Source organism: Methylobacterium guangdongense, from assembly GCF_038442355.1.
GTDB classification, from domain to species: Bacteria; Pseudomonadota; Alphaproteobacteria; order Rhizobiales; family Beijerinckiaceae; genus Methylobacterium; species Methylobacterium guangdongense.
Window position 1 is genome coordinate 40,677 of record NZ_JBBXMX010000002.1, and the last position, 24,323, is coordinate 64,999.

22 protein-coding genes and 1 pseudogene are annotated in these 24,323 nt (G+C 71.6%); 12 read left to right on the plus strand and 11 right to left on the minus strand.

The genetic code is table 11. The features are described 5' to 3' along the window. Positions 1-85: 85 nt before the first annotated feature. Entirely contained in the window at positions 86-343 is a 258-nt protein-coding gene (locus tag AAHG09_RS03940; RefSeq protein WP_342105531.1) for a hypothetical protein, read from the minus strand. Positions 344-523: 180 nt separating this feature from the next. Between AAHG09_RS03940 and AAHG09_RS03945 the strand changes: the two genes are divergently transcribed. Both AAHG09_RS03945 and AAHG09_RS03950 read left to right on the plus strand, forming a co-directional pair. Next, on the plus strand, positions 524-1,534 hold the full coding sequence (locus AAHG09_RS03945) for an SDR family oxidoreductase (RefSeq protein ID WP_342105532.1): 1,011 nt from the start codon (positions 524-526) through the stop codon (positions 1,532-1,534). 58 nt (positions 1,535-1,592) lie between these two features. Next, on the plus strand, positions 1,593-2,468 hold the full coding sequence (locus AAHG09_RS03950) for an MBL fold metallo-hydrolase (RefSeq protein WP_342105534.1): 876 nt from the start codon (positions 1,593-1,595) through the stop codon (positions 2,466-2,468). On the opposite strand, the gene AAHG09_RS03955 is transcribed toward AAHG09_RS03950, so the two are convergent. From AAHG09_RS03955 to nthA, 3 genes are read right to left on the minus strand one after another with little or no spacing between them, the layout of a single operon-like run. Further along, positions 2,456-2,779 carry a nitrile hydratase accessory protein gene (locus tag AAHG09_RS03955; protein WP_342105536.1) on the minus strand — a complete coding sequence of 108 codons (324 nt, stop codon included), beginning with the start codon at positions 2,777-2,779 and terminating at the stop codon, positions 2,456-2,458. The two genes, AAHG09_RS03950 and AAHG09_RS03955, sit on opposite strands and share 13 nt — an antisense overlap. Next, positions 2,776-3,435, minus strand: coding sequence for a nitrile hydratase subunit beta (gene nthB / locus AAHG09_RS03960; protein ID WP_342105537.1), 660 nt, complete (start codon positions 3,433-3,435; stop codon positions 2,776-2,778). Before nthB ends, AAHG09_RS03955 begins: the two co-directional genes overlap by 4 nt. Further along, complete coding sequence (gene nthA / locus AAHG09_RS03965; RefSeq protein ID WP_342105538.1) at positions 3,432-4,124, minus strand: nitrile hydratase subunit alpha; 693 nt, start codon at positions 4,122-4,124, stop codon at positions 3,432-3,434. Before nthA ends, nthB begins: the two co-directional genes overlap by 4 nt. 203 nt (positions 4,125-4,327) lie before the next feature. Here nthA and AAHG09_RS03970 point away from each other — a divergent pair, with 203 nt between their 5' ends. Further along, positions 4,328-5,032, plus strand: coding sequence for a sigma-70 family RNA polymerase sigma factor (locus AAHG09_RS03970; protein WP_342105539.1), 705 nt, complete (start codon positions 4,328-4,330; stop codon positions 5,030-5,032). Between the two features lie 41 nt (positions 5,033-5,073). Here the strand turns inward: AAHG09_RS03970 and AAHG09_RS03975 are convergent, their stop codons facing one another. After that, the gene (locus AAHG09_RS03975; RefSeq protein ID WP_342105540.1) at positions 5,074-6,465 is read right to left on the minus strand and encodes an amidase; all 1,392 of its coding nucleotides are present in this window, start codon (positions 6,463-6,465) and stop codon (positions 5,074-5,076) included. A 4-nt stretch (positions 6,466-6,469) separates the two neighbouring features. Continuing rightward, positions 6,470-8,083 carry an ABC transporter substrate-binding protein gene (locus AAHG09_RS03980; RefSeq protein ID WP_342105543.1) on the minus strand — a complete coding sequence of 538 codons (1,614 nt, stop codon included), beginning with the start codon at positions 8,081-8,083 and terminating at the stop codon, positions 6,470-6,472. 212 nt (positions 8,084-8,295) lie between these two features. Here AAHG09_RS03980 and AAHG09_RS03985 point away from each other — a divergent pair, with 212 nt between their 5' ends. The 4 genes from AAHG09_RS03985 to AAHG09_RS04000 are packed head-to-tail and all read left to right on the plus strand — an operon-like array spanning position 8,296 to position 15,033. Next, positions 8,296-9,840, plus strand: a complete 1,545-nt coding sequence (locus tag AAHG09_RS03985) for an acetolactate synthase large subunit (RefSeq protein WP_342106191.1) — start codon at positions 8,296-8,298, stop codon at positions 9,838-9,840. Further along, a complete protein-coding gene (locus tag AAHG09_RS03990) occupies positions 9,837-12,398 on the plus strand; it encodes a penicillin acylase family protein (RefSeq protein WP_342105544.1) in 2,562 nt (853 codons plus the stop codon). Before AAHG09_RS03985 ends, AAHG09_RS03990 begins: the two co-directional genes overlap by 4 nt. A 32-nt stretch (positions 12,399-12,430) precedes the next feature. Further along, complete coding sequence (locus tag AAHG09_RS03995) at positions 12,431-13,903, plus strand: M81 family metallopeptidase (RefSeq protein ID WP_342105546.1); 1,473 nt, start codon at positions 12,431-12,433, stop codon at positions 13,901-13,903. After that, positions 13,900-15,033 carry a M20/M25/M40 family metallo-hydrolase gene (locus AAHG09_RS04000; protein ID WP_342105547.1) on the plus strand — a complete coding sequence of 378 codons (1,134 nt, stop codon included), beginning with the start codon at positions 13,900-13,902 and terminating at the stop codon, positions 15,031-15,033. The genes AAHG09_RS03995 and AAHG09_RS04000 overlap by 4 nt, the downstream gene beginning before the upstream one ends. Positions 15,034-15,458: 425 nt before the next feature. Here the strand turns inward: AAHG09_RS04000 and AAHG09_RS04005 are convergent, their stop codons facing one another. Further along, positions 15,459-16,850 (minus strand): amidase family protein, encoded by a 1,392-nt coding sequence (locus AAHG09_RS04005; protein WP_342105548.1) that lies wholly within the window; start codon positions 16,848-16,850, stop codon positions 15,459-15,461. Positions 16,851-17,157: 307 nt separating this feature from the next. Here AAHG09_RS04005 and AAHG09_RS04010 point away from each other — a divergent pair, with 307 nt between their 5' ends. Beyond that, on the plus strand, positions 17,158-17,307 hold the full coding sequence (locus tag AAHG09_RS04010; RefSeq protein WP_342105549.1) for a hypothetical protein: 150 nt from the start codon (positions 17,158-17,160) through the stop codon (positions 17,305-17,307). A 5-nt stretch (positions 17,308-17,312) separates the two neighbouring features. Here AAHG09_RS04010 and AAHG09_RS04015 read toward each other — a convergent pair whose 3' ends face one another. Together AAHG09_RS04015 and AAHG09_RS04020 are read right to left on the minus strand one after the other, a co-directional pair. Continuing rightward, the gene (locus AAHG09_RS04015; RefSeq protein WP_342105550.1) at positions 17,313-18,221 is read right to left on the minus strand and encodes a metallophosphoesterase family protein; all 909 of its coding nucleotides are present in this window, start codon (positions 18,219-18,221) and stop codon (positions 17,313-17,315) included. An 89-nt stretch (positions 18,222-18,310) separates the two neighbouring features. Beyond that, positions 18,311-18,802 (minus strand): annotated as a pseudogene (locus AAHG09_RS04020) (VIT1/CCC1 transporter family protein); the annotation flags it as partial. Between the two features lie 294 nt (positions 18,803-19,096). Here AAHG09_RS04020 and AAHG09_RS04025 point away from each other — a divergent pair. From AAHG09_RS04025 to lpxK, 3 genes are all read left to right on the plus strand, one after another. Then, entirely contained in the window at positions 19,097-19,882 is a 786-nt protein-coding gene (locus AAHG09_RS04025) for a lysophospholipid acyltransferase family protein (protein ID WP_342105552.1), read from the plus strand. A gap of 109 nt (positions 19,883-19,991) precedes the next feature. Next, on the plus strand, positions 19,992-21,323 hold the full coding sequence (locus tag AAHG09_RS04030) for a 3-deoxy-D-manno-octulosonic acid transferase (protein ID WP_342105554.1): 1,332 nt from the start codon (positions 19,992-19,994) through the stop codon (positions 21,321-21,323). Next, entirely contained in the window at positions 21,323-22,306 is a 984-nt protein-coding gene (lpxK, locus tag AAHG09_RS04035; RefSeq protein ID WP_342105556.1) for a tetraacyldisaccharide 4'-kinase, read from the plus strand. Before AAHG09_RS04030 ends, lpxK begins: the two co-directional genes overlap by 1 nt. A gap of 3 nt (positions 22,307-22,309) precedes the next feature. Here lpxK and AAHG09_RS04040 read toward each other — a convergent pair whose 3' ends face one another. Beyond that, positions 22,310-22,528, minus strand: a complete 219-nt coding sequence (locus tag AAHG09_RS04040) for a DUF2093 domain-containing protein (protein WP_342105557.1) — start codon at positions 22,526-22,528, stop codon at positions 22,310-22,312. Between the two features lie 74 nt (positions 22,529-22,602). Then, positions 22,603-23,589, minus strand: coding sequence for a bifunctional riboflavin kinase/FAD synthetase (locus tag AAHG09_RS04045; protein ID WP_342105558.1), 987 nt, complete (start codon positions 23,587-23,589; stop codon positions 22,603-22,605). 292 nt (positions 23,590-23,881) lie between these two features. Between AAHG09_RS04045 and AAHG09_RS04050 the strand changes: the two genes are divergently transcribed. Continuing rightward, entirely contained in the window at positions 23,882-24,265 is a 384-nt protein-coding gene (locus tag AAHG09_RS04050; RefSeq protein ID WP_091719055.1) for a response regulator, read from the plus strand. Positions 24,266-24,323 lie beyond the last annotated feature (58 nt).

Below are 24,323 nucleotides of genomic sequence, written 5' to 3' on the forward strand. Positions count from 1 at the left end.
CGCGACCAACGCACAGCGATCACGGCCGCGGGGATCGCTCGTTATGTGGGCCCGCGCCGTTGCGGCGCCGGAAAAAGGCCGGGGCTCAGACCTTCCGGACGACCCGGCCGCGGCGGCCCGGGATGCGGGCGTGCCGGACCATGAAACCGCGCAGCGAGGCGCCGAGGTCGTAGGACCAGTAGATGTGCGTCGCGATCATCGAGATCACGAACAGCACAGCACCGGCTGCGCAGGCCGGCAGCAGCAGCAGGAAGGTCAGCACCATCCCGACCGCCGTCCGCTCGGCCAGCGAGGCCTGAGGCCAGGGATCGATCGGAAGGGAGAAGCGTCGTCCGGAGCGCATGACTTCGACCCTCGATGGTTCGGCATGACGCGGCACAGGTGGTTAACAGCGGCCGGACTCGGTCGTTGCGTCGCGGAACGCGAAATTGATCCCCCCGTGACGTTCCGGCCCGATGCCGCGGCGCAACCGACCGCCGCGAACCGGGTTGCCGTTCGAATCGTCAGCGGTGGTGAGGTGGATATGGCGCGGGTTGCGGTCGTGACCGGAGGTACGGCCGGGATCGGTCTGGCGACGGCCCATGCGCTGGCCGAGCGGGGCTGGTCGGTGGCGGTGATCGCGCGCGATCAGAACCGGCTTGCCGCGGCCGAGCGGGCCCTGGCGGCCTATGGCCAGCCGGTGCTGGCGATCAGCGCCGATGTCGCCGACCCGAAGGCGGTCGACGCCGCCGCCGAGCGCGTGGAGCGGGAACTCGGGCCGATCCGCGCCTGGGTGAACAACGCCATGTCGACCGTGGTGAACCCCGCCGACCAGATCACCCCGGACGAGTACCGGCGGGTCACCGAGACCACCTATCTGAGCCAGGTCTACGGGACGCTCGCCGCCCTGCGCTTCATGAAGCGGCGCAACCGGGGCGCGATCATCCAGGTCTCGTCCGGGCTCGCAGTCCGGGCCGCGCCTTTGCAGGCCCCCTACTGCGCGGCGAAGTTCGCGGTCTCGGGCTTCACCGACGCCCTGCGCTGCGAACTGCTCCACGACCGGGTCAACGTCAGCCTGAGCGTGATCTACCTGCCCGCGGTCAACACGCCCCAGTTCAACTGGGCGCGCAACCGGACCGGGCACCGGCAATACGCCCCCGATCCGGTCTTCGATCCGCGGCTCTGCGCCGAGGCGATCGTGTACGCCGTCGAGAACCCGCGCCGGGAGGTCTGGGTCGGGCGCTCGTCGATGATGATGGCGGCCGCGCAGGCCCTGGCGCCGGCCCTCGCCGACCGCAAGGCCGCCTCCATGTGGTCGGCGCAGCTCTCCGACGACACGATCCCCGAGATGGAGGGCAATCTCTACGAACCCGTACCCGGCCCCGTCGGGATCGATGGCCGGTTCTCCGGGCGGACCAAGGCGAGCCGGGCCGAGTTCGTCACGAGCCGGACTCGCGACCTCGTGGTGGGCGGGCTCGCCGGTCTGGCGCTGATCGGGCTCGCCGGCACCGTCCATGCCGCCCGCTCGGCGCGCCGGCTGCCGGACCGGACGTGACGGCTGCGCCCGCGCGCAGCGCCTGCTACAGCCGACGCCCCGAACGAGGTCCGAACGCATGCCCGGCTATCTGCCCTTCGCGGGCGCCCTGAAGCTGCCCGCCTACACCTGCGACAATTGCGGGTTCTGGCAGCGCCATTTCGAGACGCCGGCCGCCTGCCCGATGTGCCTCGACGCCCGCCACGTCGTGCCGCAGGACGGCTGGCGCTTCCGCACCACCCGGGAGGCGCAGGACGCCTTCCCGTGCCACTGGCAGGAATTGGAGCCGGGCGTCTGGCGGTTCTGGAACGAGCCGGTCTCGGGCATCGGCCCGTCCGGCTACCTGATCCAGACCGGGCACGGGAACATGGGGTTCGAGGCCTGCCCGGTCTTCAGCGAGGCAGCCCTCGATCAGATCGAACGGCTCGGAGGGATGGCGGTGCTCTCGGCCTCGCATCCCCATTCCTACGGAGCGCTGACGCAGCTTCAGGACCGGTTCGACCCGGAACTGTGCCTGCCCGCCGCCGACTTCACGTGGAGCGCGGCGCTGCAGGTGAGCTGGCCCTACGACGACTTTTTGGAGCCGCTGCCGGGCCTGGAACTGCACCGTACCGCGGGCCATTTCGACGGCCACGCGATCCTGTACGACCGGGCGCGAAAAATCTGCTTCTGCGGCGACGCGCTGAAATTCGAGCTCGACCCGGCGGATTTCCGCCGCGCCACCACGATCTCGGCCCACAAGGCCTTCGTGCGCGGCGTCCCGCTCACCCCGAGCGAGCTGCGCCGCTACCGGGACGTGTTCGAGCGCCTCGATTTCGTGCAGACCTGGACGCCGTTCGAGCCGGCCGCCAATTGCGGGCGGCCGGAGGTGCTGGCGCTCCTCGATCAGCTGATGGCCGGGCGCGCGCACGCCGCCCCAGTGCCGCTCGAGAGCCTGCGGGTTCAGGGCCGGTAGAGCGGATCGTTCTCCAGGCGGATCGGCTCGCCGTGCGGCGTCGCCGCGGCGGCCCGCTGGAACGCTTCCGTGCGCGATGCGACGCGTTCGGGCTCGGCCACGCCGCGCTCGGCCAGGATCCCCTCCAGGGTGGCGAGCCATGCGCCATAATCGGCCGCGCGCTCGGGGGCATCCGCCGGGCGGATCCCCTGGCCGAGGCGGTCCGCCCATTCCGACCACGTGAACAGCCCGGCCTCGCGCAGGCTCACCACCAGGGCGAAGACCTGGGCCTCCCAGGGGGCCGCGAACGGGCTCGGCGACGGATCGGTCACGCAGGCTCCAGATAGGGTTCGAAGGCCGCCACCGTGACGGTCCCGCCGGGATCGCCGCTCTCGCCCCACAAGTCCTGCGCGGTGAACGCGACCGTGTAGAGCCAGACCGGGCTCTCGCCCGCCTGATAGGCGTTGGTGTCGGGAAACACGAACGTCCCGTCGACCCGCACGATCCGTCCGCGCTTGCCGCGGACGTAGCGCGGCAGCCGCGTGTGGGTGGTCGGGTGGATGTTGCGGGCCAGGACCGCGTCGCCGAGCGCGAAGCGGGCCGGAGCGTCGGTCGCGCGGCTGCTCGGGAAGCCGGCCCGGAACCGTTCCTCCAACCCGTCGCGATTGAGGGTCCGCGCCACGGGCTGGGCCGGCTCCGTGGCCCGGCCGGCCGCCATCTCGGCGGGCGTCGCCAGCCCGGTGGCGGCGACCTGCTTCTCCAGGGCCTTGAGCCAGATCGCGTAATAGCTCGACGCGAGGTACTCGGCCGGCGGCAGCGACTCGCGGGCGGCGCGGCTGCCGTCGAGGTTCCAGGCGCCGGTATAGCCCATGGCGAGCGCCATCGCGAAGACGCGCCGCTCCCAGGCCGCGTGGAACACCGGCTCGTCCGGCTCCGGCACCACCGGTCCGAAGCCGTGCGCGCCGCCGAGATCCTGGGCCCCGTTCATAACGGCATCTCCGCGGGTTCGACCGGCAGCGCCGTGGCAAGCCCGGTGCCGATCATGCAATCCCGCGTGACGAGGGCGGCCAAAGCCTCCTCGGAGAAGCCCTCGGTGCCCGCGGGGCGCATCGGCAGGACCATGTAGCGGGTCTCGGCGGTCGAATCCCACACCGTGATGCGGGTGGTTTCCGGAAGCGTCACACCGAATTCGGCGAGCACGCCGCGCGGGTCGATCACCGCCCGGGCCCGGTAGGGCGGCGCCTTGTACCAGACCGGCGGCAGGCCGAGCACCGGCCAGGGATAGCACGAGCACAGGGTGCAGACGACGAGGTTGTGCATCTCCGGGGTGTTCTCGACCACCACCATGTGCTCGCCGCCCCGTCCGCCGATGCCGAGCTCGGCGATGGCCGGCGTGGCCTCGGTCAGCAGCCGCGACCGGAACGCCGGATCGAGCCAGGCGCGGGCCACCACCCGGGCGCCCAGATGCGGGCCGACCTTGGTCTCGTAGAGTTCGACCAGCGCGTCGAGGGCGGCGGGATCGACATAGCCCTTCTCGGTCAGCAGCGATTCCAGCGCCCGCACCCGCGCCTCGACCGGCGAGAGTTCGCTGCCGTGGTGCGCGTGGTCGTGGTGCGCGTGGTCGTGGTGCGCGTGGTCGTGATCGGCGTGGTCGTGCTCCGCGTGGTCGTGGCTCATCGCGCTCTCCTGACGATGCGCAGTCTGCACCGCCGGACAGGTCCCTTCCAGCCCCGAAGCTCGGATGGATTAACCTCGGCCGTTATGACCACGTTGCCCCTGTCTTCCAATTCAGTTGGGAGCGTTTGGTATCGGTTCATATTTGCACCGGTACGGACGTTAGATCAGTTCCAGTATACCAGTTTCGAGATCAGGACGCGTTCATGATCGAAGATGCCGCGAAGCCTCGGACCGAGGCCGAGGGCGACCGGACGGCCAACGGCTACGCCGCGGCCATCGGCCAGCACCTCGCTCTGCCCATCCGCGACTACTTCAAGCTCGTCGAGCAGGAGCCGCTGCCGGCGCAACTGAACGATCTGGTCGCGCGGTTCGAGATCGCGGTTGCCGCCCATGGCCAGACCGTGCCGTTCGACTTCCGCGGCGATATCATCAAGGCGCTGCCGGCCCTGCGCACCTTCGCGCTGTCGCTCGTGGGGGACGTCAACCGCGCCGACGACCTCGTCCAGGAGACCTTCGTCAAGGCCTGGGCCAACCAGGCGCGGTTCCGTCCCGGCACGAACTTCACGGCGTGGCTGTTCACGATCCTGCGCAACCAGTTCTATTCGGAGCTGCGCAAGCACCGCCGCGAGATCGAGGATGTCGACGGGACCCATGCGGGCCAGATGACGAGCCTCGCCGATCAGGAGGATGCCAGCACCCTCAAGGTCGTGTGGGCGCGCCTCGAAGGCCTGCCGGCGGCGCAGCGGCAGGCGCTGCTGCTGGTCGGCGCCGAGGGCCACACCTACGAGGAGGCGGCGAGCAAGCTCGGCTGCCAGGTCGGCACGGTGAAGAGCCGGGTGAGCCGGGCCCGGTCCTCCCTGCTCGGCACCCTCGGCACGGTGGTGGCCGGGCAGATCCCGGCCGCCTGAGGGCGATGCCGTCGGCCCGATCCGTCGATCGGATCAGGCCCTTACATCGGCGGCCGGCGCCGGTGCCATGCGGTGGCCTGCTGGTAAGCCTGCCCGATCCGCAGCGCCGTCGCTTCGTCATAGCCGCGGCAGACGATCTGCAGCGAGAGCGGAAGCCCGTCGGCCGTGAAGCCGTTCGGCAGCGCCAGGGCGCAGAGATCGAGCAGGTTGCCGAAGCGGGTGAAGCGCGAGGGCAGATGCGCCTCGTCGACCGTCGCGAGCGGCACGGCGGCGGTTTCCGTCGTCGGCGTCAGCAGGGCGTCGATTCCCGCGGTCGCCTCGGCATAGGCCTGCTTCATCGCGGCGCGCCGATGGAGGGTGCCGAGATAGTCCTGGGCCGAGACTTTGGCGCCGGCCAGGATTCGCGCCCGCACGGCGTCGCCGAGCTGTGCCGACGGGTCCTCCGCCAGCGTGCCGTTGAAGAAATACGCCTCGGCGTTGGTGATCGCGGTCATCGCCACGCAATCGCTGAAGCGGAACGGCAGGGCGACGTCCACGATCTCGGCGCCCTGCCGGGCCAGCCGGTCGAGGGCGTCGTCGTAGGCGGCCAGCATGTCGGCGGCCACGCCCTCCCGCTCGATCGCCGGCATGCGTCCGAGGCGCAGGCCGCGCACGCCGCGGTCGAGGGTGGACCAGGGGGCGTCCGGCTGGACGCCGCGCGTCGTCGGATCCAGCGGATCGGGGCCGGAGATCGCCTCGTAGAGGAGCGCGGCGTCCTCCACCGTGCGGGCGAGCGGGCCGGGGGAATCGAGCGTCGTCGAGAGCGGCACGATCCCCCAGGTCGAGACCCGTCCGACCGTCACCTTGAGCCCGGTCAGGCCGCAGAAGGCGGACGGCAGGCGCACGGAGCCGCCGGTATCGGTGCCGATGCCCCAGGGGGCCATCCGGGCCGCCACCGCGACGCCGGTGCCGCTGCTCGACCCGCCTGGAGTCCGCGGAACTTCGGAATCCCAGGGATTCCAGGGCGTGCCGAGATGCTGGTTGGTGCCCCAGCCGCCATAGGCGAACTCGACCGTATGGGTCTTGCCCAGCACGATCATGCCCTGCGCGATCAGGCGCCGGGCGATGGTCGCGGTCCGCTCGGCCCGCCGTGTGCGATGGGCCGCCGAGCCGCCCATGGTGATCCGGCCCTCCAGATCGATTAGGTCCTTGAGCACCACCGGCACGCCGTGGAGCGGCCCCACCGCGTGGCCCGAGCGGATCGCCCGGTCCGCCCCCTCGGCGGCGAGGCGGGCATCCCCGGAGAACACCTCCGTGAAGGCCTGCAGCTTCGGCTCCAGCTGCGTGATGCGCCCGAGCAGCGCGTCGACCGCATCGACCGGCGAGAGGCTGCGCGCGCGGATCGCCCGGGCGAGGTCGGCCGCGGAGGCCTGGACGGGATCGAGATCGGACATCGGATTACTGCACGCTGACGAGGGTGAGGTCGACGAACCAGGATTGGGGCGACACGAAGCCGTGGATCTTCTTCGACATCCCCCGCGGGTTGAGGTCGTGGACGACGAACAGCCACGGCGGATTGTCGACGAGGCGCTCGTGCGCGACCTTGGTCTGCGCGTCGATCACCTTGGCGTCGGTGGTCTCGGCGAGTGCCTTGAGGGCGGCGTCGAATTGATCGTCCTTCCAGTTGGGGAAGTTGAAGCCGGACGGCGGGAAGCGGTCGCTTCCGAAGTAGCGCGCCATCACGGCGGCGTCCGAGGAGGGCGAGGAGACGTTGAGCGCCATCGAGCCCTGCAGGCTCTGCGCATCCGGCAGCGCGCGGCTCGAATTGAGCAGCACCTGCCACTCGACCACGTTGAAGCTCAGCTCGACGTTGCAGGACTGCTTCAGGTTCTCCTGCAGGTACTCGTTCATCGGCATCGGCAGCATCTGGCCCGAGCCGGAGGAGGAGATCATCACCTTGAGCTTCAGGGGCTTGGCATCGGTGTAGCCGGCCTCGGCCAGCAGCGCCTTCCCCTTGGCGGCGTCGAACGTGTAGCGGTTCTTCGGCGACCCGAAATTCGGGTCCTTGTCGTTGAGCCAGCCGGAGGCCGGCTCGGCCGTGCCGTTCAAGAGCTCCACGATGCCGGCGCGGTCGATGCAGTAGTTCAGCGCCTGCCGGACGCGGACATCCTTCAGCGGGCTGTCCTTCGCGCCCATGTTGTAGATATAGGGCCAGACATGCGGGTACGAGCCCGTGGTGATGGTGAAGCCCGCCTGCTTCAGGGACGGAATCGCGTCGGGCGCCGGCACCTCGATCCAGTCGACCTGGCCCGACCGCAGGGCCGCCACCCGGGCATTGGCCTCCGGGATCGGCAGCAGCCGGACCTTGTCGACCTTGGCCATCCGGTTCGGGTCCCAGTAGCCGTCGAACTTGGCGAGATCGACCGCCTCCCGCGGGGCGACGCGGGTGATCTTGAACGGCCCGGTCCCGGCCGCCGGCAGCGTGGCGACCTTGTTCCAGTCGTGGCCCGCCTTCTCGAAGGAGGCCGGCGAGGTGAACAGCAGGTAGACCACCATGTAGGGGAAGTACGAGGCCACCTGCGTGGTGGTGATCTGGACGGTGGCGTCGTCGATCTTCTTGTAGCTGCCGACCAGCGGCGCCCGGGCGCGGGAGATGCCGGCGCCCTGCGGCTCGAATTGCGGGCTGTCGTTCTTGAAGTAGCGGTCGAGGTTCCAGATCACCGCGTCGGCGTTGAACGGCGTGCCGTCATGGAATTTGACGCCCTGGCGCAGGTGGAAGGTCCAGATCGTCTTGTCGTTCGGGTCCTGCTCCCAGCGCTCGGCCAGGGCGGGCATGATGCCGGCGAGCTTGGTGGTGCTCTTCAGGTCCCACTGCACCAGCCCCTCGAAGATCGGGTAGCCGAGGAAGCGCATCCCCTCGAAGCCGTTGTTCGGCATCCCCGTGGTGGTGGGGATGTCGGAGGCCGTCATGGCGATGCGCAGCACGCTCTCGGCGCTGGCGGGACCCGCCAGGACGACGGGTCCGGTCAAGGCAGCGGAGCCAGCCAGGGCGGCGGCAATCAGGCGGCGCATTTTCATCAGACCTCACGCGTGGAAGGTGCGGCTCGCCCCCGGCAAGTCCCGCGCCAGACGGGGCCATCATGCCCGCGTCCGGCGAAGGGACAATGTCACCGGCAGCCCCTTGCGCTCGGCCGCGGCGGCGTCACGATAATACAGAATCCATGGTGCCGCCGAGGCCGCCAGTGAGAGGGGAGACGCCCGTGAGCGATGGGATGCCGGCCGCCATGAACGGGGCCGAGAGCCTGGTCCGAACCCTCGTGGAGGGCGGGGTCGAGGTCTGCTTCACCAATCCCGGCACCTCCGAGATGCATTTCGTGGCCGCCCTGGACCGGGTCGAGGGCATGCGCTGCGTGCTGTTCCTGTTCGAGGGCGGGGCGACCGGCGCGGCGGACGGCTACGCCCGCATGGCCGACAAGCCGGCCTCGACCCTGCTCCATCTCGGGCCCGGCCTCGCGAACGGTCTGGCCAACCTGCACAACGCCAAGAAGGCGCGCACGCCGGTGGTCAACATCGTCGGCGAGCACGCGACCTACCATCGGGAGTACAACGCGCCGCTGACCTCCGACATCGAGGGGCTGGCCCGGCCGATGTCGTCCTGGGTCCGCACCGGGATGAGCGCCGCCGAGATCGGCCCGGACGGCGCCGCCGCCATCGCGGCCGCCCGCACCGCCCCCGGTCAGGTCGCGACCCTGATCCTGCCGGCCAACACCGCCTGGGATCCCGGCACCGGGCCCGCGCCGGTGCCGGCGATCCCTGAGCGGGCGAAGGCCGGCGACGATGCGATCGCGGCGGCGGTGAAGGCGCTGCAGAGCGGCGATAAGGTGCTCCTGCACCTCGGCGACCGGGCTGTGCGGAACGAGGGCCGGGTCGTCGCCGACCGGATCGCCCGCAAGACCGGCGCGCAGCTGATGGCGATGACGTCGAATTCACGGATCGACCGCGGCGCCGGCACCGTGCCGATCGAGCGCCTGCCCTACCCGATCGATCAGGGCATCGCGGCCCTGAAGGACTTCCGCCACATCATCCTGATCGGCGCGACCCCGCCGGTGGGCTTCTTCGCCTATCCGGGCAAGCCGAGCCTGCTGGCGCCGGAGGGCTCGTCCACCATCACCCTGGCCACCCCCGAGGAGGACCAGATCGACGCCCTGGAGCGCTTGGCCGAGGCCGTCGGCGCCCCGCCCGCCGAGCCGATCGCCGCCGGACCGCGTCCGACGCTGCCGACGTCGGGTCCCCTCGATCAGGACACGATCGGGCAGGTGCTCGGCGCGCTGATCCCGGAGGGCGCGGTGATCTGCGACGAGTCGATCACCACGGGCCGCAACTTCTTCGCCCTCACCCGGGACGCGGCGCCCCACACGTGGCTCCAGCTCAGCGGCGGCTCGATCGGGCTCGGCATCCCGATGGCGACCGGCGCCGCCGTGGCCTGCCCTGACCGCAAGGTCATCAACCTCCAGGCCGACGGCAGCGGGCTCTACACCGTCCAGGCGCTCTGGACCCAGGCCCGCGAGCACCTCGACGTGGTGACGCTGGTCTGGTCGAACCGGTCCTACGCGATCCTGCGGGCGGAACTCACCAATGTCGGCGCCCACAATCCCGGCCCGAAGGCGCTCGGCATGCTGAGCCTCGACGATCCGGCGGTGGATTGGGTGAGCCTGGCCAAGGGGTTCGGCGTGGAGGGCCAGCGCGTCGAGACGCTTGCGGCGTTCATCGAGGCGTTCCAGCACGCGCTCGCCCACAAGGGGCCGCACCTGATCGAAGTGGCCCTGTGAGCGAGGCCACCTACGCCCTCCCCGGCCTCGCGGGTCCGGCCGAGATCCGGGTGGACCGCTGGGGGCTGGCGCATATCCGCGCCGGCTCGACCCTCGACGCGTTCCGGGCGCAGGGCTTCAACGCGGCGCGGGACCGGCTCTGGCAGCTCGACCTCTGGCGCAAGCGCGGGCTCGGCCTGCTGGCGGCGGATTTCGGGCCCGGCTACCTCGCCCAGGACCGCGCCGCCCGGTTGTTCCTCTATCGCGGTGACTTGGCGGCGGAATGGGCCACCTACGGGCCGCAGGACACGAAGGCCATCGTCACGGCCTTCGTGGATGGGCTCAACGCCTACGTGGCGCTCACCGCGGCGCGGCACGAGCTGCTGCCGCCTGAATTCGCCCTGACCGAGACGCGCCCGGCCCGCTGGCAGCCGGAGGATGTGGTGCGCATCCGCAGCCACGGTCTGGTGCGCAACGTCCTCTCCGAGGTTGCCCGCGCCCGGGTGCTGGCCCGTGCCGAATCCCGGGAGGCCGGGCTCGCCGCCGACGACCTGCGCAAGCGGATCAGCCCGCCGCACGATCCGGTGGTGCCGGACGGGCTCGGTGCCGCCGACTGGCCGGACGATCTCCTCGACGCTTTTCGCCTCGCCACCGCGCCGGTCGGGTTCTCGCCCGAACGGCTGGCCGCGACCCGCGACGAGGCCTGGGCCTGGAGCAAGGTCGACGCGCACGGCGCTGTGACCCGCGGCCCACGCGCCGCCCCGAAGGAGCCGGCGGAGGGCTCCAACAACTGGGTGGTGGGTCCGTCCCAAACGGACACCGGCCGCCCGATCCTGGCGAGCGACCCGCACCGGATCTACCTGCAGCCGTCCCTGCGCTACGCCGTCCATCTCACGGCGCCGGGCCTCGACGTGATCGGGGCCGGCGAGCCGGCGCTCCCCGGGATTTCGATCGGCCATAACGGCCACGCCGCCTTCAGCCTGACCATCGCGCCGATGGACCAGGAAGATCTGTTCGTCTGCGAGACCGACCCGGACGACCCGGATCGCTACCGCTATCGCGATGGCTGGGAGCCGATCGAGCGCATCTCCGAAGAAATCCCGGTGCGGGCTGCGCCGGACGAGACCGTGGTCCTGGGCTTCACCCGGCACGGGCCGGTGATCCGCGAGGCGGGGGGCCGGGCCTTCGCGCTGCGGACCGTCTGGTCCGAGCCGGGCGCTGCCGCCTATCTCGGCAGCCTCGCCTATCTCGACGCCACCACGCCGGAGGCGTTCGGCGAGGCCCTGCGCCACTGGTCGGCGCCCTCGGTGAACCAGCTCTACGCCGACGCCACGGGGCGGATCGCGTGGTTCATGGCCGGCAAGGCGCCGGTGCGGCCGGCCCATGACGGGCTGCTGCCGGTGCCGGGCGACGGCCGCTACGACTGGGCGGGCTTCCACGATCCCGGCGCCCTGCCCCGGAGCCTCGATCCGGAGGCGGGCTGGCTCGCCACCGCCAACGAGATGAACCTGCCGCCGGATTTCCCGGTCGAGGCGCACAAGGTCGGGTTCGAATGGGCCGAGCCCTGGCGCGCCCGGCGCATCCGCGCGGTGTTGGGCGGGCAGACCCGGCACAGCCTGGAGGATTCCCGCGCGCTCCAGGGCGATGCGTTCTCCGAGCCCGCCTTGCGGCTCGCCGAACTGGTCCGGGCCCTGCCGCCGGCCTCGGATCCCGATCTGGCCTCGGCCCAGGCCCTGCTGGAATCGTTCGACGGGACGCTGGCCCCGGACTCGGCCGCCGCCGCGCTCATCGAGCTGCTCTGGGTGCATCACCTGCGCCCGGCCCTGCTGAAGGCGTTCGTGCCCGATGCCGGCACCCGCCGCCTCCTGCCGCCCGGCGACACGCAGAGTCTGATCGAGCGGCTCGAGGCCGGTCTCGACACCGGGACCCGCGAAAAGCTGCTGGCGGACACCCTCGGAGCCGCGTTCCGGGATTGCCTGGAGCGAATGGGGGCGGACCCGATGGGGCGGCTCGCGGCGGAGACGCCCCTTTCCGACGAGCGGCAAAACTCTCAAGAAACAGCGCTTTTCCCCTCCCCCTTGCGGGGAGGGGCCAGGGGTGGGGGTGGTGCAGAAGGCACCGCGTCGCTCGATCCTGAACCACCCCCACCTCCAACTCCTCCCCGCAAGGGGGAGGAGAGAGCCCCGCGGCTCGGCGAGTGCGACTCCCACAACGGCTGGTCCTGGGGCGGCCTGCACCACGCCCTGTTCGCCCATCCCCTCTCCGTCCTGCGACCCGATCAGGCCTGGAATGTCGGCCCCCTGCCCGTGGGCGGGGCCGCGGCATCGGTCATGCACGCGGAGTACCGGACCGACACGTTCCGGCTCACCCACGGCGCCTCGTTCCGCATGATCGTGGACGTGGGGGACTGGGACCGCTCGGTCTTCATCAACGTGCCGGGCCAGTCCGGGGACCCGGGCAGCCCGCACTACGCCGACCTGGCTCCCGTCTGGGGCCGCCAGGACCATGTGCCGATGCTCTACGGCCGCGAAGCCGTGGACGCCGCCACCGAGACGATCATCGCCTTGAGCCCCGCCTGACCGGGCGGCCGGGACGGAGTGGGACAACGACCTTGACAATCTTCATCGCCGGACTGGCCACCGAGACCAACACCTTCGCGCCGCTGCCCACGGGCCGCGCGGCCTTCCACGCCGATTATGCCCGCCGGGACGGCACGCGGAACCCGCCGAGCCTCAGCAATATCGGCCTCAAGGCGTGGCGGGAGCTCGCCGAGGCCGACGGCCACGATGTGGTCGAAAGCCTCTCGACCTTCGCGCAGCCCGGCGGGATTACCCTGCGGGCCGTCTACGAGGAGTTGCGCGACGCCCTGCTGGCGGATCTGAAGGCCGCCCTGCCGGTCGACGCGGTGCTGCTGTTCATGCACGGCGCCATGGTGGCCGAGGGCTACGACGATTGCGAGGGCGACACCCTGGAGCGGGTCCGCGCCCTCGTCGGGCCGGACGCCGTAATCGGCGTCGAGCTCGACCTGCACTGCCACCTCACCGAGACGATGCGCCAAAGCGCCGACGTCATCGTGATCTACAAGGAATACCCGCACACCGACATCGTCGACCGCGCCCGGGACCTCTATCCGCTGGTGGTGCGGACGGTCGCGAAGGAAATCCGGCCGGTGATGGCCTATGCCGATTGCCGGATCGTCAACATGTGGCGCACCAGCCGCGAGCCCGTGGCGGGTTTCGTGCGCCGGATGGAATCACTGGAGGGGAAGAACGGCATCCTGTCGGTCTCCTTCGGGCACGGCTTCCCCTGGGGCGACGTGGCCGATGTCGGCGCGAAGATGCTCGTGGTCGCCGACGGCGATGCCGGCAAGGCGCAGGCGCTCGCCGACGAGCTCGCCGCCGCAATCTGGGCGATGCGGGAAGAGGCGGCGAGCCGCTGCGACACGATCGACGCCGCCATCGATGCGGCGCTGGCCTCAAACGACCCGCGCCCGATGGTGCTCGCCGACTTCGCCGACAATGCCGGCGCCGGCGCGCCCTCGGACAACACCGCGATCCTCGCCCGCCTCGCCGAGCGCGGCATCAAGGACGTCGCCCTTGGCCTGATCTGGGACCCCGGCGCGGTCGGGATCTGCCACGAGGCCGGGCTCGGGGCGACCTTCACGCTCCGCATGGGCGGCAAGTGCGGCGTGACCTCGGGCGATCCCGTCGACCTGCGGGTCACCGTGCGCGGCCTCTCGGAGGACCACAGCCAGACCGGCCTCAGCGGGGGCCGGGCGCAGCTCGGCTCCGCCGCCTGGGTGGAGGCCGACGGGATCCACGTGGTGCTGACCCAGAAGCGCCAGCAGGCCTTCGCGCCCGACGCCTTCACGGGACTCGGGCTCTCCCTCGACGACAAGCGGATCGTCGTGGTGAAGTCGATGCAGCATTTCTACGCCGCCTTCGCGCCCATCGCGAGCGAGGTCCGCTACGTGGCGGCGCCCGGGGCGGTCCCGCCGGATTACGGTGCCATCCCCTACACGAAGCGCTCGGGCGCCTACTGGCCGCGGGTTGCCGATCCTTTCGCCGAGCAAGCCGCCCGATGATCCCGGACCTGCACCTCGACGCGGACAGAATCCTCGCGACGCTGCGCCCCTGGGTCGAGTGCGAGAGCCCGACCTACGACGCGGCCGCGGTCAACCGGATGATGGGCGTGGCCGCCCGGGACCTCGCCCTCCTGGGGGCGCGGGTCGAGACCATCCCCGGGCGGATGGGCCTGAGCGATTGCGTGCGCGCGCGCTTCGCGCATCCGCGCCGGGACGTGCCGGGGATCCTGATCCTCGGCCATCTCGACACCGTCCACCCCGTGGGGACGCTCGGCGCCCTGCCCTGGCGGATCGAGGGCGAGCGCGCCTACGGGCCGGGCATCCTCGACATGAAGGGCGGCAACGTGATCGCGCTGGCGGCGATCCAGGCACTCGCGGCGGCCGGGATCGAAACGCCGCTGCCGATCACCGTGCTGTTCACCGGCGACGAGGAGGTCGGCAGCCCTTCGACCCGCGACCTGATCGAGGCCGAGGCCGCCCGCCACGCCTTCGTGCTGGTGCCGGAGCCCGGCCAGCCGGAGAACGGGGTGGTGACCGGCCGCTACGCCATCGCGCGCTTCGATCTGGAGGCGACCGGCCGCCCGAGCCACGCCGGGTCCTCGCCCCACGAGGGCCGCTCGGCGATCCGCGCCATGGCGCGCATGATCCTCGCCATCGACGCCCTGTCGGATGCCGACTGCACCTTCTCAACCGGCATCGTCTCCGGCGGGCAGTGGGTGAATTGCGTGCCGACACTCTGCCGCGGGCAGGCCCTCAGCATGGCCAAGCGCCAGGCCGATCTCGACCGCGGCGTCGCGCGGATGCTGGCCCTGTCGGGGGAGGAGGATGGCGTCCGCTTCTCGGTGACCCGGGGCGTGACCCGGCCGGTCTGGGAGCCCGATGCCGGCGGCTTGGCCCTGTACGAGACGGCGCGGCGCCTGAGCGAGGCGCTCGGCCACCCCCTGCCCCACCGGAGCGCCGGCGGCGGCTCGGACGGCAACTTCACGGGTGCCAACGGCATCCCGACGCTGGACGGTCTCGGCCCCCTCGGCCAGGGCTACCACACCCTGGAGGAGCACGTGCTGATCGAGACGCTGCCGCAGCGGGCCCGGCTGTTCGCGGCGCTGCTGGCGAGCCTCGGGGCGGCGTGAGTCGGGGTTTCGAAAGGGCGAGCCCCAGCCCTTTTAAGGTGTTTAGTCGGGGCAGGGGCGAGCGCTTCTTGTGAACGAAATCAGGCCCTTCTCTCTTGCCTGCTTCAACGCGCGCGGCTGAGCCTTTAGCGCGGCCGTTCTACGCCCGAGCGGCTGATCCCGGACGGCGCGCTCCGAAACAGCATCGTCGAGGAGCGACCAAGCCACTGCACGAGAAAGTGTTTTCGGGTAGAGCGCTGCGCCTGGGGGGCAGCGCTCCTACGCGATAGTACAGCTTCAAACACCTTAAAAGGGCTGGGGCGAGCCCTTTCGCGGGTCCAGGGCGGAGCCCTGGTTAACATCTCAGGGCCAAGCAGCTCAGGGCTCCGCCCTCAGAACCCGCCAAAGGGCTGAAGCCCTTTGGAAACCCAGGGTTGAACAGTCTCTCAAGCCGGGTCGACCGGCATTTCCGGCACCCCGGCGGCCTCGATCGCCGCGCCGGCCGCGAGGCACAGGTCCTCCCGGTAGCGGGCCGCCACGAGCTGCACGCCCACGGGCGTGCGCCCGACGAGGCCCGTGGTCACCGTCAGCCCCGGAATCCCGAGCGGCGCCAGCCCGACCTGGAGGAGGTTCGCCTCGAAGGCCCGGGCCACGCCCGCCTCCGTCCGGTCGAGCCCGTCCGGGAACGGCAATTCGGCCGAGACCGGCACGAGCAGCACCGGGTTCTCGGCCAGGAACAGCGACCAGTCCCGGGCGAGCGTTGCCCGCCGGGTCAGAGCCTTGGCGATGGCGTCGGGGCTCATCGCCTCGGCCCGCCCGCGGAAGCTCTCGAGCAGGCCGATCGCCGCCGGGTCGCCCTCGCGCTCCGCTGCCGCGCGGACCGCCGCGTAGCCGTCGCCCAGCCAGAGCTGGAGCTGGAGCTCGCTCGCCTCGCGGATCGGGGGCGTGTCGGCGATCTCCGTTACCGTCCAGCCGGCCTCAGCCAGCCGGCGGGCCGCGTCCCGCAGGGCGGCCTCCACCTCCGGCACGACGGCAAGGCCTCCGGGCCGGACGCACAGGGCGACCCGCCGCGGGACTTCCGGACCCACCAGCGGCGCCGGCACCCACCAGGGATCGCGCGGATCGGGGGCCGCCATGACCGCCAGCCCGAGACGCAGATCCGCGATGCTGCGGGCGAGCGGCCCCGATACCGCCATCAGCTGCGGCCCGATCCCGCGCTCCGGCGAGGACGGGTTCCAGGCCGGGATGCGGCCGAGGCTCGGGCGAAGGCCGTGGACGCCGCAAGCATAGGCCGGGTAGCGCACCGAGCCGGCGATGTCGGTGCCGTGGGCGATCGCCCCGATCCCGGCCGCCACCGCGGCCCCGGCCCCGCCCGACGAGCCGCCCGGCGTCAGGGCCGGATCCCGCGGGTTCTTGGTGTCGCCGTGGATCTGGTTGGTGGTGAACCAGCGCAGCGAGAAGGCGGGCGTGTTGGTCCGCCCGAGCAGAACCGCGCCGGCCCGGCGCAGATTGGCCACCACGGGGTTGTCGTCCCGGGCCACGAGATCGCGCTGGAGCCGCAGTCCGTTGGTGGTCGCGAAGCCGCGCTGATCGGCGTTGACCTTCACGGTCACCGGCACGCCCGCCAGCGGACCCAGGGTCTCGCCGCGGCCACGGGCGGCATCGATCGCGTCGGCCTGTTCCAGCACCTCGGACGGGCGATGCTCGACCACGGCATTGATCCGGCCGTTGACGGCGTCCAGCCGGTCCAGCGCCGCCTGCGCGACCTCCCGGGCCGAGGCCTGTCCGCTCCGAATCAGGGCCGCGAGGTCGGTCGCCGTCAGACGCCAGAGCTGCATCGGAATTCCTTTCGCGCGCCCCGATCGGGCCAGATCCGCCCCCGATTCGCGTCGCCGGGCGGGGTGGCATCAGCGTATTCAAAATGCACGCCATCCGCCGCTTTTTTCGGCATTGGCGGATTGCCAGCCGCGTCAACGATTTGCCGCGTTGCAGCGGAAATACCTAAGCATTCAACCGTATCCGGTCCTTGCCACGGTCCGTTCGATCGATAACCTGGCCTTGTTCGCGCGTTCAACAGGCCCAATCATGAGGGAGGAACGATCTCCTCAGTCCACGGCAAGTAACCTCCAACACAGGAAGAGACCCATGGCAGAGGTGATTCGCGTCAAGCCGACGCATGACGGCACGTACACCGTGTATCGCGGGACTTTGGCCGTGATCTGCGGCCTGACCCGGCTTCAGGCCGAGCGCTACGAGGCCAGCCTCAACCGGCAGCGGCGCCCAGCCGCCGCCTGATCGGATCAGGCGACATCGACGGGGCCGAGGTCGCACATCGTCCCCTCGGCGCTCAGTCCCCGGCGCCGCGCCTCGAGCGCGTAGCCGTCCCCCGCCCGGGCGACCGCGTACACGATGTAGGACGCCCGGCGCGTGGCGATCGCCCCGTGCCCGTCCGGCCGGGCCGAGGCTGACGGCACGCCGACGACGGGGACGCCGCGCCCGTCGGGCCCCTGGATGCGGGCGGTGCTGGTCACATGGTTGTGGCCGTGCAGGATCAGGTCCGCACCCGCGCGCCCGATCATCGCCGTGAAGGCCGCCGCGTCGGTCAGCTCGCGGCCCGCCGCCGCGCCGCCCGGCTGCGGCGGGTGATGGATCATCACGACCCGGAACGGCCGGCCCGGCTCGGTGGCAAGCGCCCGGAGCAGGGACTCGGCCGCGGCCAGCTGCGGCGCGCCGAGGCGTCCCGTGGCGACGAAGGGTTTCGTCGGGATGGCGCTCGACAGGCCGACCAGGGCGAGCGGCCCACGCCGCCGCAGGTAGGGGAAGCGGCCCACCGATCCCGAATCGTCGCCCGTATAGGCGCCGCAGGCGTCGAGCAGCCCCTCCAGGGAGCCGCGGACATAGGCGTCGTGGTTGCCCGGCACGAAGCTCACCGAATCGGGGGTGCCCAGGGCTTCCAGGAACGTGCGCGCGGTGGCCCACTCGCTCGGCAGGCCGATGTTGCACAGGTCGCCCGTGCAGGCGACGTGCTCCGCCCCCTGCCCTTTCAGGTCGGCCACCAGGGCCTCCAGCACCGTCATGTCGTGGCTGCGTGACCGGCCGCGCCGCCAGTTGGCGTAGCCGGTGGCGCGCTTGCCGATGAGCTGATGCAGGCGCACCCGGCCCAGGGGGCCGACATGCGGGTCGCTGAGATGGGCGAGGCGGAAGGTCAACGCCGGGAATCACGCACGGGACGGGCCGGGACCGGCCGGGAAACAGCCCTCGAATCGCGGGCGCGGGCGCCGCCGTCAAGCGCCGCCGGTCACGCGCTTCCGATCAGCATCCCCACGCCCAGAACGAGGGCGCCGCCGAGCATGACCTGCAGGGCCGCGCGCGGGAACGGGGTGGCCATGTAGCGGGTGCGGATCGCCGCGATCGCGACGAGCTCCACAACCACGACCAGCACCGCGAGGCTCGTGGCGAGCCAGAAGGGGTTCGGCCAGCCCGCAGGCAGCGTGTCGGGGATCGCGTAGGGCAGCGTGTGGCCGAGGCCGCCGAGCGTCGTCATCGCGCCGCAGACGAGGCCGCGGATCCAGGGATCGCCGCGACCGGTGATGCTGCCGTCGTCCGACAGGGCCTCGGTGAACCCCATGCTGATCCCCGCCCCGACCGAGGCCGCGAGCCCCACCAGGAAGGTCGCGGTGTTGTGACCCGTGGCGAAGGCCGCCGCAAAGATCGGCGCGAGGGTCGAGACCGAACCGTCGATCAGGCCCGCGAGGCCCGGCTGCACGTAGCGCAGGACGAAGGCGCGGCGGGCCTCCGCGGCCAGCGCGGCGGTGCTCTCGAGGACGGCTGTCATCAGGGGCGTTCCTTATTTGGATCGATTCCAATCTATAGTCTGGAATAAATCTAAACAAGGTGTCCCGCCGTGTTTTCGCCGTGCCCCAGGAGCATCCGCGTCGCCCCGGTCCGGCGGCGGCGTCGGCGCGTTAGCGCGCAAGTTGTGATCCGGGCCGATTGTCTCGTCTCATGCGCGGGGGCTAGAGCATGTGCGATCGATCTCGATCCGGAACTGAGCGGATGGCGGCCCAGCCATCCCAGGCGTGACATGAGCCTCGGCAAGCGTTTCCTTCGTCGACCCGCCGTGCAGCGCCTCCTCGGCCGTCTCGCGGCGGCCTACCTGCGCCTGGTGCGGCGGACCAACCGCTTCACGATCCAGGCGGGCGACGTGACCGCCCGGCAGGCCAACGCCTGGATCGACGCGCGCACGCCGCTGATCATCGGCATGTGGCACGGCCAGCACATCATGATGCCGCTGATGCGCCGGCCCACCGACCGGGTCGCCACGATCATCTCGCGCAACGTCGACGGCAACATCAACACCCTCGCGCTGGAGCGGCTCGGCGTGCGGGTGATGCGGGCCTCCGGCGCCCGCGGCCGGAGCCGGGCCACGGATGTGCGGGCCAAGGGCGGGGCCGAGGGTCTGCGGGCCATGCTGCGCGCGCTCAAGGACGGCGAGTCCGTGGCGTTCAGCGCGGATGTGCCGAAGGTGTCGCGCCGGTGCGATGCCGGCATCCTGACCCTCGCGCGCCTCTCGGGCCGCCCCATCGTGCCGGCCGCCGTGGTGACGAGCCGGCACCTGCGCTTCAAGTCCTGGGACCGCGCCTGCCTCGGCCTGCCGTTCGGGCGCGGCGCGATCGTGCTGGGCGATCCGGTCTACGTGCCGCGCGACAGCGCCGGCGAGGCCTTCGAGACGCTGCGGCGCTTCGTCGAGGCCGAGATGAACCGGGTCCATGCCCGCGCCTACGCCCTGGTCGGGCGCGCCGACCGGGCGGCGCTCTACCGCGAGGCGCCCGCGGTCGAGGCCGCCGCGCCGGTGGGAGACGCCGCATGAAACCGACGGCCGCAGACGTCAAGGCATGCGATTTCCGGCCGTCGGCCAGCGCGGAGGCGCGTCGCCGCCCGAGCGGCGGAACGCCCCTGACGCGTCGGGGGCCACGGGTATGAGGCGCCCCTCCGTGACCCTGCCGCTGCAGGCCTACAGGGCCGGCCTGTGGATCGGGGAGCCGGCCTTGTCGGGTCTCCTCGCGTGGCGGGCCCAGCGCGGCAAGGAGGATCCGCGGCGGCTTCCGGAGCGGCGCGGCCTGCCGGGGCGGGCGCGACTGGTCGGCCCGCTGGTGTGGATGCACGGCGCCAGCGTCGGCGAGGCCCTGTCGCTGATCGGCCTCGTGGAGGGCATGATCGCCCGCGGCTTCTCCGTGCTGGTGACCACGGGAACGCGCGCGGCCGCCGACCTGATCGGCGCCCGCCTGCCGGTCGGCGCGGTCCATCAGTACATGCCCCTCGACGCCCCGCGCTGGATGGCGCGCTTCCTCGACCATTGGCAGCCGAACCTCGCGGTCGTCGCCGAGTCGGAGATCTGGCCCAACATGATCCTGGCGCTCGACGAGCGCGAGATCCCGCTCATCCTGGTCAACGGCCGCATGTCGGAGCGCTCGTTCCGCGGCTGGGAGCGCTGCCCGCGCACCGCCAAGGCGCTCCTGTCGCGGATCGCGATCTGCCTCAGCCAGACCCAGGAGGACGGCGCCCGCTTCGCCACGCTCGGTGCGCCCCGGGTCAGCATTTCCGGCAACCTGAAGTTCGACGCGCCGGTGCCCCCGGCCGATCCGCAGCAACTCGCCTATCTGGGCACAATGGTCGCCGGCCGGCCGATCTGGATCGCGGCCAGCACCCACCCGGGCGAGGAATCCGTCATCGCCTACGCGCACGCGCTGCTGAAGGAGCGGTTCCCGCAGCTTCTCACCCTGATCGCGCCGCGGCACCCGGCCCGGGGCGCCGAGGTGGTGGAGTGCGCGGCCACCCTGGGCCTGCGCAGCGCCCGGCGCTCCGCCAGCGGACGGCCTCACCCGTCCGTGGACATCTACGTCGCCGACACGATCGGTGAGCTGGGCCTGTTCTATCGCCTCGCTCCCCTCGGGTTCCTCGGCGGCTCGCTGGTCCCGCGGGGCGGCCAGAACCCGATCGAGCCGGTGCGCCTCGATACGGCGGTGCTGCACGGGCCGCACACCGACAATTTCGGCGCCGTCTACCAGGCGCTCGACCGCGCCGGCGGGGCCGTGCCGGTGCAGGACGGGGTCGAGCTGGCCGCGATCGCCGGGGAACTTCTCGCGGATCAGACCCGGCTCGCCACGATGGCGCAGGCCGGGCAGAGCGCCCTGCGCCCCTTCGAGGGGGCGGTGGCCCGCACCCTCGCGGTGCTGGACCCGTTCGTCGCGCAGATGAAGCTGCAGCGCCTCGATCGGGGCGGCCGCGTGCGCCCGCTCGCGCGGGCCTGATGCGGCCGCCGGGCTTCTGGACCTCCGGCCCGGATCACCCGCTGGCGCGGATCCTGGCGCCCGCCGGGGCGGCCTATGGGGCGCTCGTGGCCCGGCGCATGGACCGGGCGGGCGTGCGGCCGGGCTGTCCGGTCCTGTGCCTGGGCAACTTCACCCTCGGCGGTGCCGGCAAGACGCCCGCGGCGCTCGCCGTCGCGACGCTGCTCGCCGAGCTTGGGCGCAGGCCGGCCTTCCTGTCCCGCGGCTATGGCGGACGGGAGGCCGGTCCCGTGCAGGTCGATCCGGAACGGCACGCCGCCGCGGCGGTCGGCGACGAGCCGCTGCTGCTCGCCCGCCGGGCGCCCACGATCGTGGCGCGCGACCGGCCGGCGGGGGCTTCCCTGTGCCGGAGGGTCGGGGCCGACGTCATCGTGATGGATGACGGGCTGCAGAACCCTGCCCTCGCGAAGGATCTCAGCCTCGCCGTGGTGGATGCGCCGGTCGGCCTCGGGAACGGCCTGCCCTTTCCGGGGGGGCCGCTGCGGGCGCCGCTCGCCCGGCAATGGCGGCATGTCGGCGGCCTGATCGTGATCGGCGACGGCGCGCCGGGCGATGCCATCGCGCGGGCGGCCGAGGGCCGGGGCCTGCCGGTCCACCGGGCGCGCCTCGTCCGGGAGGCGGAGGATTGGGCGGATCGGCGCTGCGTGGCCTTCGCGGGGATCGGGCGCCCGGAGAAGTTCTTCGCCACCCTGGCCGAGGCGGGCGCGGTGATCGCCGCAAAACGCGCCTTCCCGGATCATCACGCCTATCGGGACGGTGAACTGGCCGCTCTGGCCGCGGAGGCGGACCGGCGCGATGCCGTGCTCGTCACGACCGAGAAGGACGCGGTGCGCCTGCCCGCCGCCTTCGCGGCCCGGGTACGGGTGCTGCGCGTGCGCCTCGCGTTCGACGACCCGGGGGCCCTGCGCCGCCAGCTCGTGCGGGCGCTGACCGGGACCCCGTGACGGTCAGGGCCGGCCGGTCTCCTGCAGCCGCTTCAGGATCGCCTCGGGGGAGGAATAGGCCTCCTGGCGCAGCGCGCTCCAGTAGCGCAGGGCGTCGAGGGGGATCGGCTCACCGGTCACCGCGCAGCGCACGAAGCTGCCGGGCTTGATCACCCGCATCGTGCCGTCGCCGTACTCGACCACCGCCTCGCCGTTGTTCGCGCGCTCGTAACGACCCAGCACGTCCGCCTCCTGCTCGATGCCGCCCTTCTACACGATCGGCGCGGCCGGCGATCCCCCACCGATCGCCTTGGGAATCAGTCCAGCATGGACCGGGTTTCATCGCGCGCCAGCAGGGACCGGGCCGCATCGGCGTCGATGTGCATCCGTTCGACCAGCGCGTCGGCGCTGGCAAACCGCTCCTCGCCGCGGATGTAGCCCGCGAACTCCACGGCGATCTCCTGCCCGTAGAGATCGCCCGCATAGTCGAACAGGTAGGTCTCCAGGAGCGGCGCCCCGTCGTCGAAGGTCGGGCGGCGGCCGTAGCTGGCGACGCCGTCGCGGAACTCACCCGAGGCGAGGCGCACCCGCACCGCGTAGATCCCGTGCGCGAGGCTGCAATCGGTCAGCATCACGTTGGCGGTGGGGAAGCCGAGCTGCCGGCCGCGCTTGTCGCCGTGGCGGACGGGGCCGAGAACGAACCAGCGATAGCCCAGCAGGGCGTTGGCCCGGGCGACGTCCCCCGCGGCGAGCGCCGCGCGGATGGCGCTCGACGAGACCGGCTCGGCCTCGCTGGGGAGGGCGACCGGCGCCACGATGCGGCAGCTCAGGCCCGCCTCCCGGCACAGGTCGGCCAGGATCGCGGGTGTGCCCTCGCGGCCACGGCCGAAATGAAAATCGTGGCCGACCACCACGCCGGACAGGCCGAGCGAGCCCTTCAGGAAGTCGACCACGAAGGCGCGCGCCCCCGTGGCGGCGAGCGCCCCGTCGAACCGGCGCACGATCACCCCGTCGAGCCCGAGGCGCTGGAACACGATCTCCTTGGCGGGGAGGCTGGTCAGGCGGAACATCGGCGCGTCGGGGGTGAAGTAGGCCCGCGGATGCGGCTCGAAGGTCAGGACCACGGCGGGCCGCCCGGCGTCCCGGGCCGCCGCCCGCACGCTCTCGACGAGGACGCGGTGGCCGAGATGGACGCCGTCGAAATTGCCGATCGCCGCCACGGCCCCCGCGAGCGCCGGCGGGACCGGCGCGTCGGGACGGCAGATGGTGAAGGACCGCGCCGCCGTGTCGTCGCCTGGGGCCATTGTGTCGGGGTCGGATACTCGGATGGTCGGATTCGGATCGCAGGCCGTGCTGGCTGGGGGTCCGACGCGACCGGACCCTGCCGAAAGGCGCCCGGAGGGTCAAGCGAGGGTCGGGTGCGGCGGGGCAACACCCTGCCAAGCTATGCGGTGCCGGCGTCAATTAACGGCTTCGCAATGCGCAAGCGCTATTTAAAATGACGTGCGGCGCAGCTAAATTGCAGCCTTAGCGAAGCGTTAATCTTTCCGGGAGCCGCCGCGGCTTCCCGCCGGGCAATTACGGAGTAGTGGTTCGATGGCTCTCGACTTGAGCATGCCGATCCTCGTTGTCGACGATTACCAGACGATGGTCCGCATTATCCGCAATCTTTTGAAGCAGCTCGGCTTCGAGGAGGTCGATGACGCTTCTGACGGTACGGAAGCTCTTGCGCGTCTCAAGGACCGCAAGTACGGCCTCGTGATCTCCGACTGGAACATGGAGCCGATGACCGGGTACGAGCTGCTCCGGCACGTGCGCGCCGACGAAAATCTTCGGACCACGCCGTTCATCATGGTGACGGCCGAATCGAAGACCGAGAACGTCATCGCCGCCAAGAAGGCGGGCGTGAACAATTATATCGTCAAGCCGTTCAACGCCGCGACGCTGAAATCGAAGATCGAAGCCGTCTGCGGCAGCTGATTGGGATCGATGACACGCTCCCCGCGCCGTCCAGCCGTCTCGTCGACGCGTCGAAAGA

What these genes read in the sequence shown, in the direction of transcription:
- AAHG09_RS03970 (WP_342105539.1), top strand. Translation starts at nt 4,328, where the DNA reads ATGATCGAAGATGCCGCGAAGCCTCGGACCGAGGCCGAGGGCGACCGG.
- AAHG09_RS03985 (WP_342106191.1), top strand. Translation starts at nt 8,296, where the DNA reads ATGAACGGGGCCGAGAGCCTGGTCCGAACCCTCGTGGAGGGCGGGGTC.
- AAHG09_RS04000 (WP_342105547.1), top strand. Translation starts at nt 13,900, where the DNA reads ATGATCCCGGACCTGCACCTCGACGCGGACAGAATCCTCGCGACGCTG.
- AAHG09_RS03940 (WP_342105531.1), bottom strand. Translation starts at nt 343, where the DNA reads ATGCGCTCCGGACGACGCTTCTCCCTTCCGATCGATCCCTGGCCTCAG.
- AAHG09_RS04010 (WP_342105549.1), top strand. Translation starts at nt 17,158, where the DNA reads ATGGCAGAGGTGATTCGCGTCAAGCCGACGCATGACGGCACGTACACC.
- AAHG09_RS04025 (WP_342105552.1), top strand. Translation starts at nt 19,097, where the DNA reads ATGAGCCTCGGCAAGCGTTTCCTTCGTCGACCCGCCGTGCAGCGCCTC.
- AAHG09_RS04050 (WP_091719055.1), top strand. Translation starts at nt 23,882, where the DNA reads ATGGCTCTCGACTTGAGCATGCCGATCCTCGTTGTCGACGATTACCAG.
- nthB (WP_342105537.1), bottom strand. Translation starts at nt 3,435, where the DNA reads ATGAACGGGGCCCAGGATCTCGGCGGCGCGCACGGCTTCGGACCGGTG.
- AAHG09_RS03950 (WP_342105534.1), top strand. Translation starts at nt 1,593, where the DNA reads ATGCCCGGCTATCTGCCCTTCGCGGGCGCCCTGAAGCTGCCCGCCTAC.
- AAHG09_RS04030 (WP_342105554.1), top strand. Translation starts at nt 19,992, where the DNA reads ATGAGGCGCCCCTCCGTGACCCTGCCGCTGCAGGCCTACAGGGCCGGC.
- AAHG09_RS04045 (WP_342105558.1), bottom strand. Translation starts at nt 23,589, where the DNA reads ATGGCCCCAGGCGACGACACGGCGGCGCGGTCCTTCACCATCTGCCGT.
- lpxK (WP_342105556.1), top strand. Translation starts at nt 21,323, where the DNA reads ATGCGGCCGCCGGGCTTCTGGACCTCCGGCCCGGATCACCCGCTGGCG.
- AAHG09_RS03980 (WP_342105543.1), bottom strand. Translation starts at nt 8,083, where the DNA reads ATGCGCCGCCTGATTGCCGCCGCCCTGGCTGGCTCCGCTGCCTTGACC.
- AAHG09_RS03975 (WP_342105540.1), bottom strand. Translation starts at nt 6,465, where the DNA reads ATGTCCGATCTCGATCCCGTCCAGGCCTCCGCGGCCGACCTCGCCCGG.
- AAHG09_RS03945 (WP_342105532.1), top strand. Translation starts at nt 524, where the DNA reads ATGGCGCGGGTTGCGGTCGTGACCGGAGGTACGGCCGGGATCGGTCTG.
- AAHG09_RS04005 (WP_342105548.1), bottom strand. Translation starts at nt 16,850, where the DNA reads ATGCAGCTCTGGCGTCTGACGGCGACCGACCTCGCGGCCCTGATTCGG.
- nthA (WP_342105538.1), bottom strand. Translation starts at nt 4,124, where the DNA reads ATGAGCCACGACCACGCGGAGCACGACCACGCCGATCACGACCACGCG.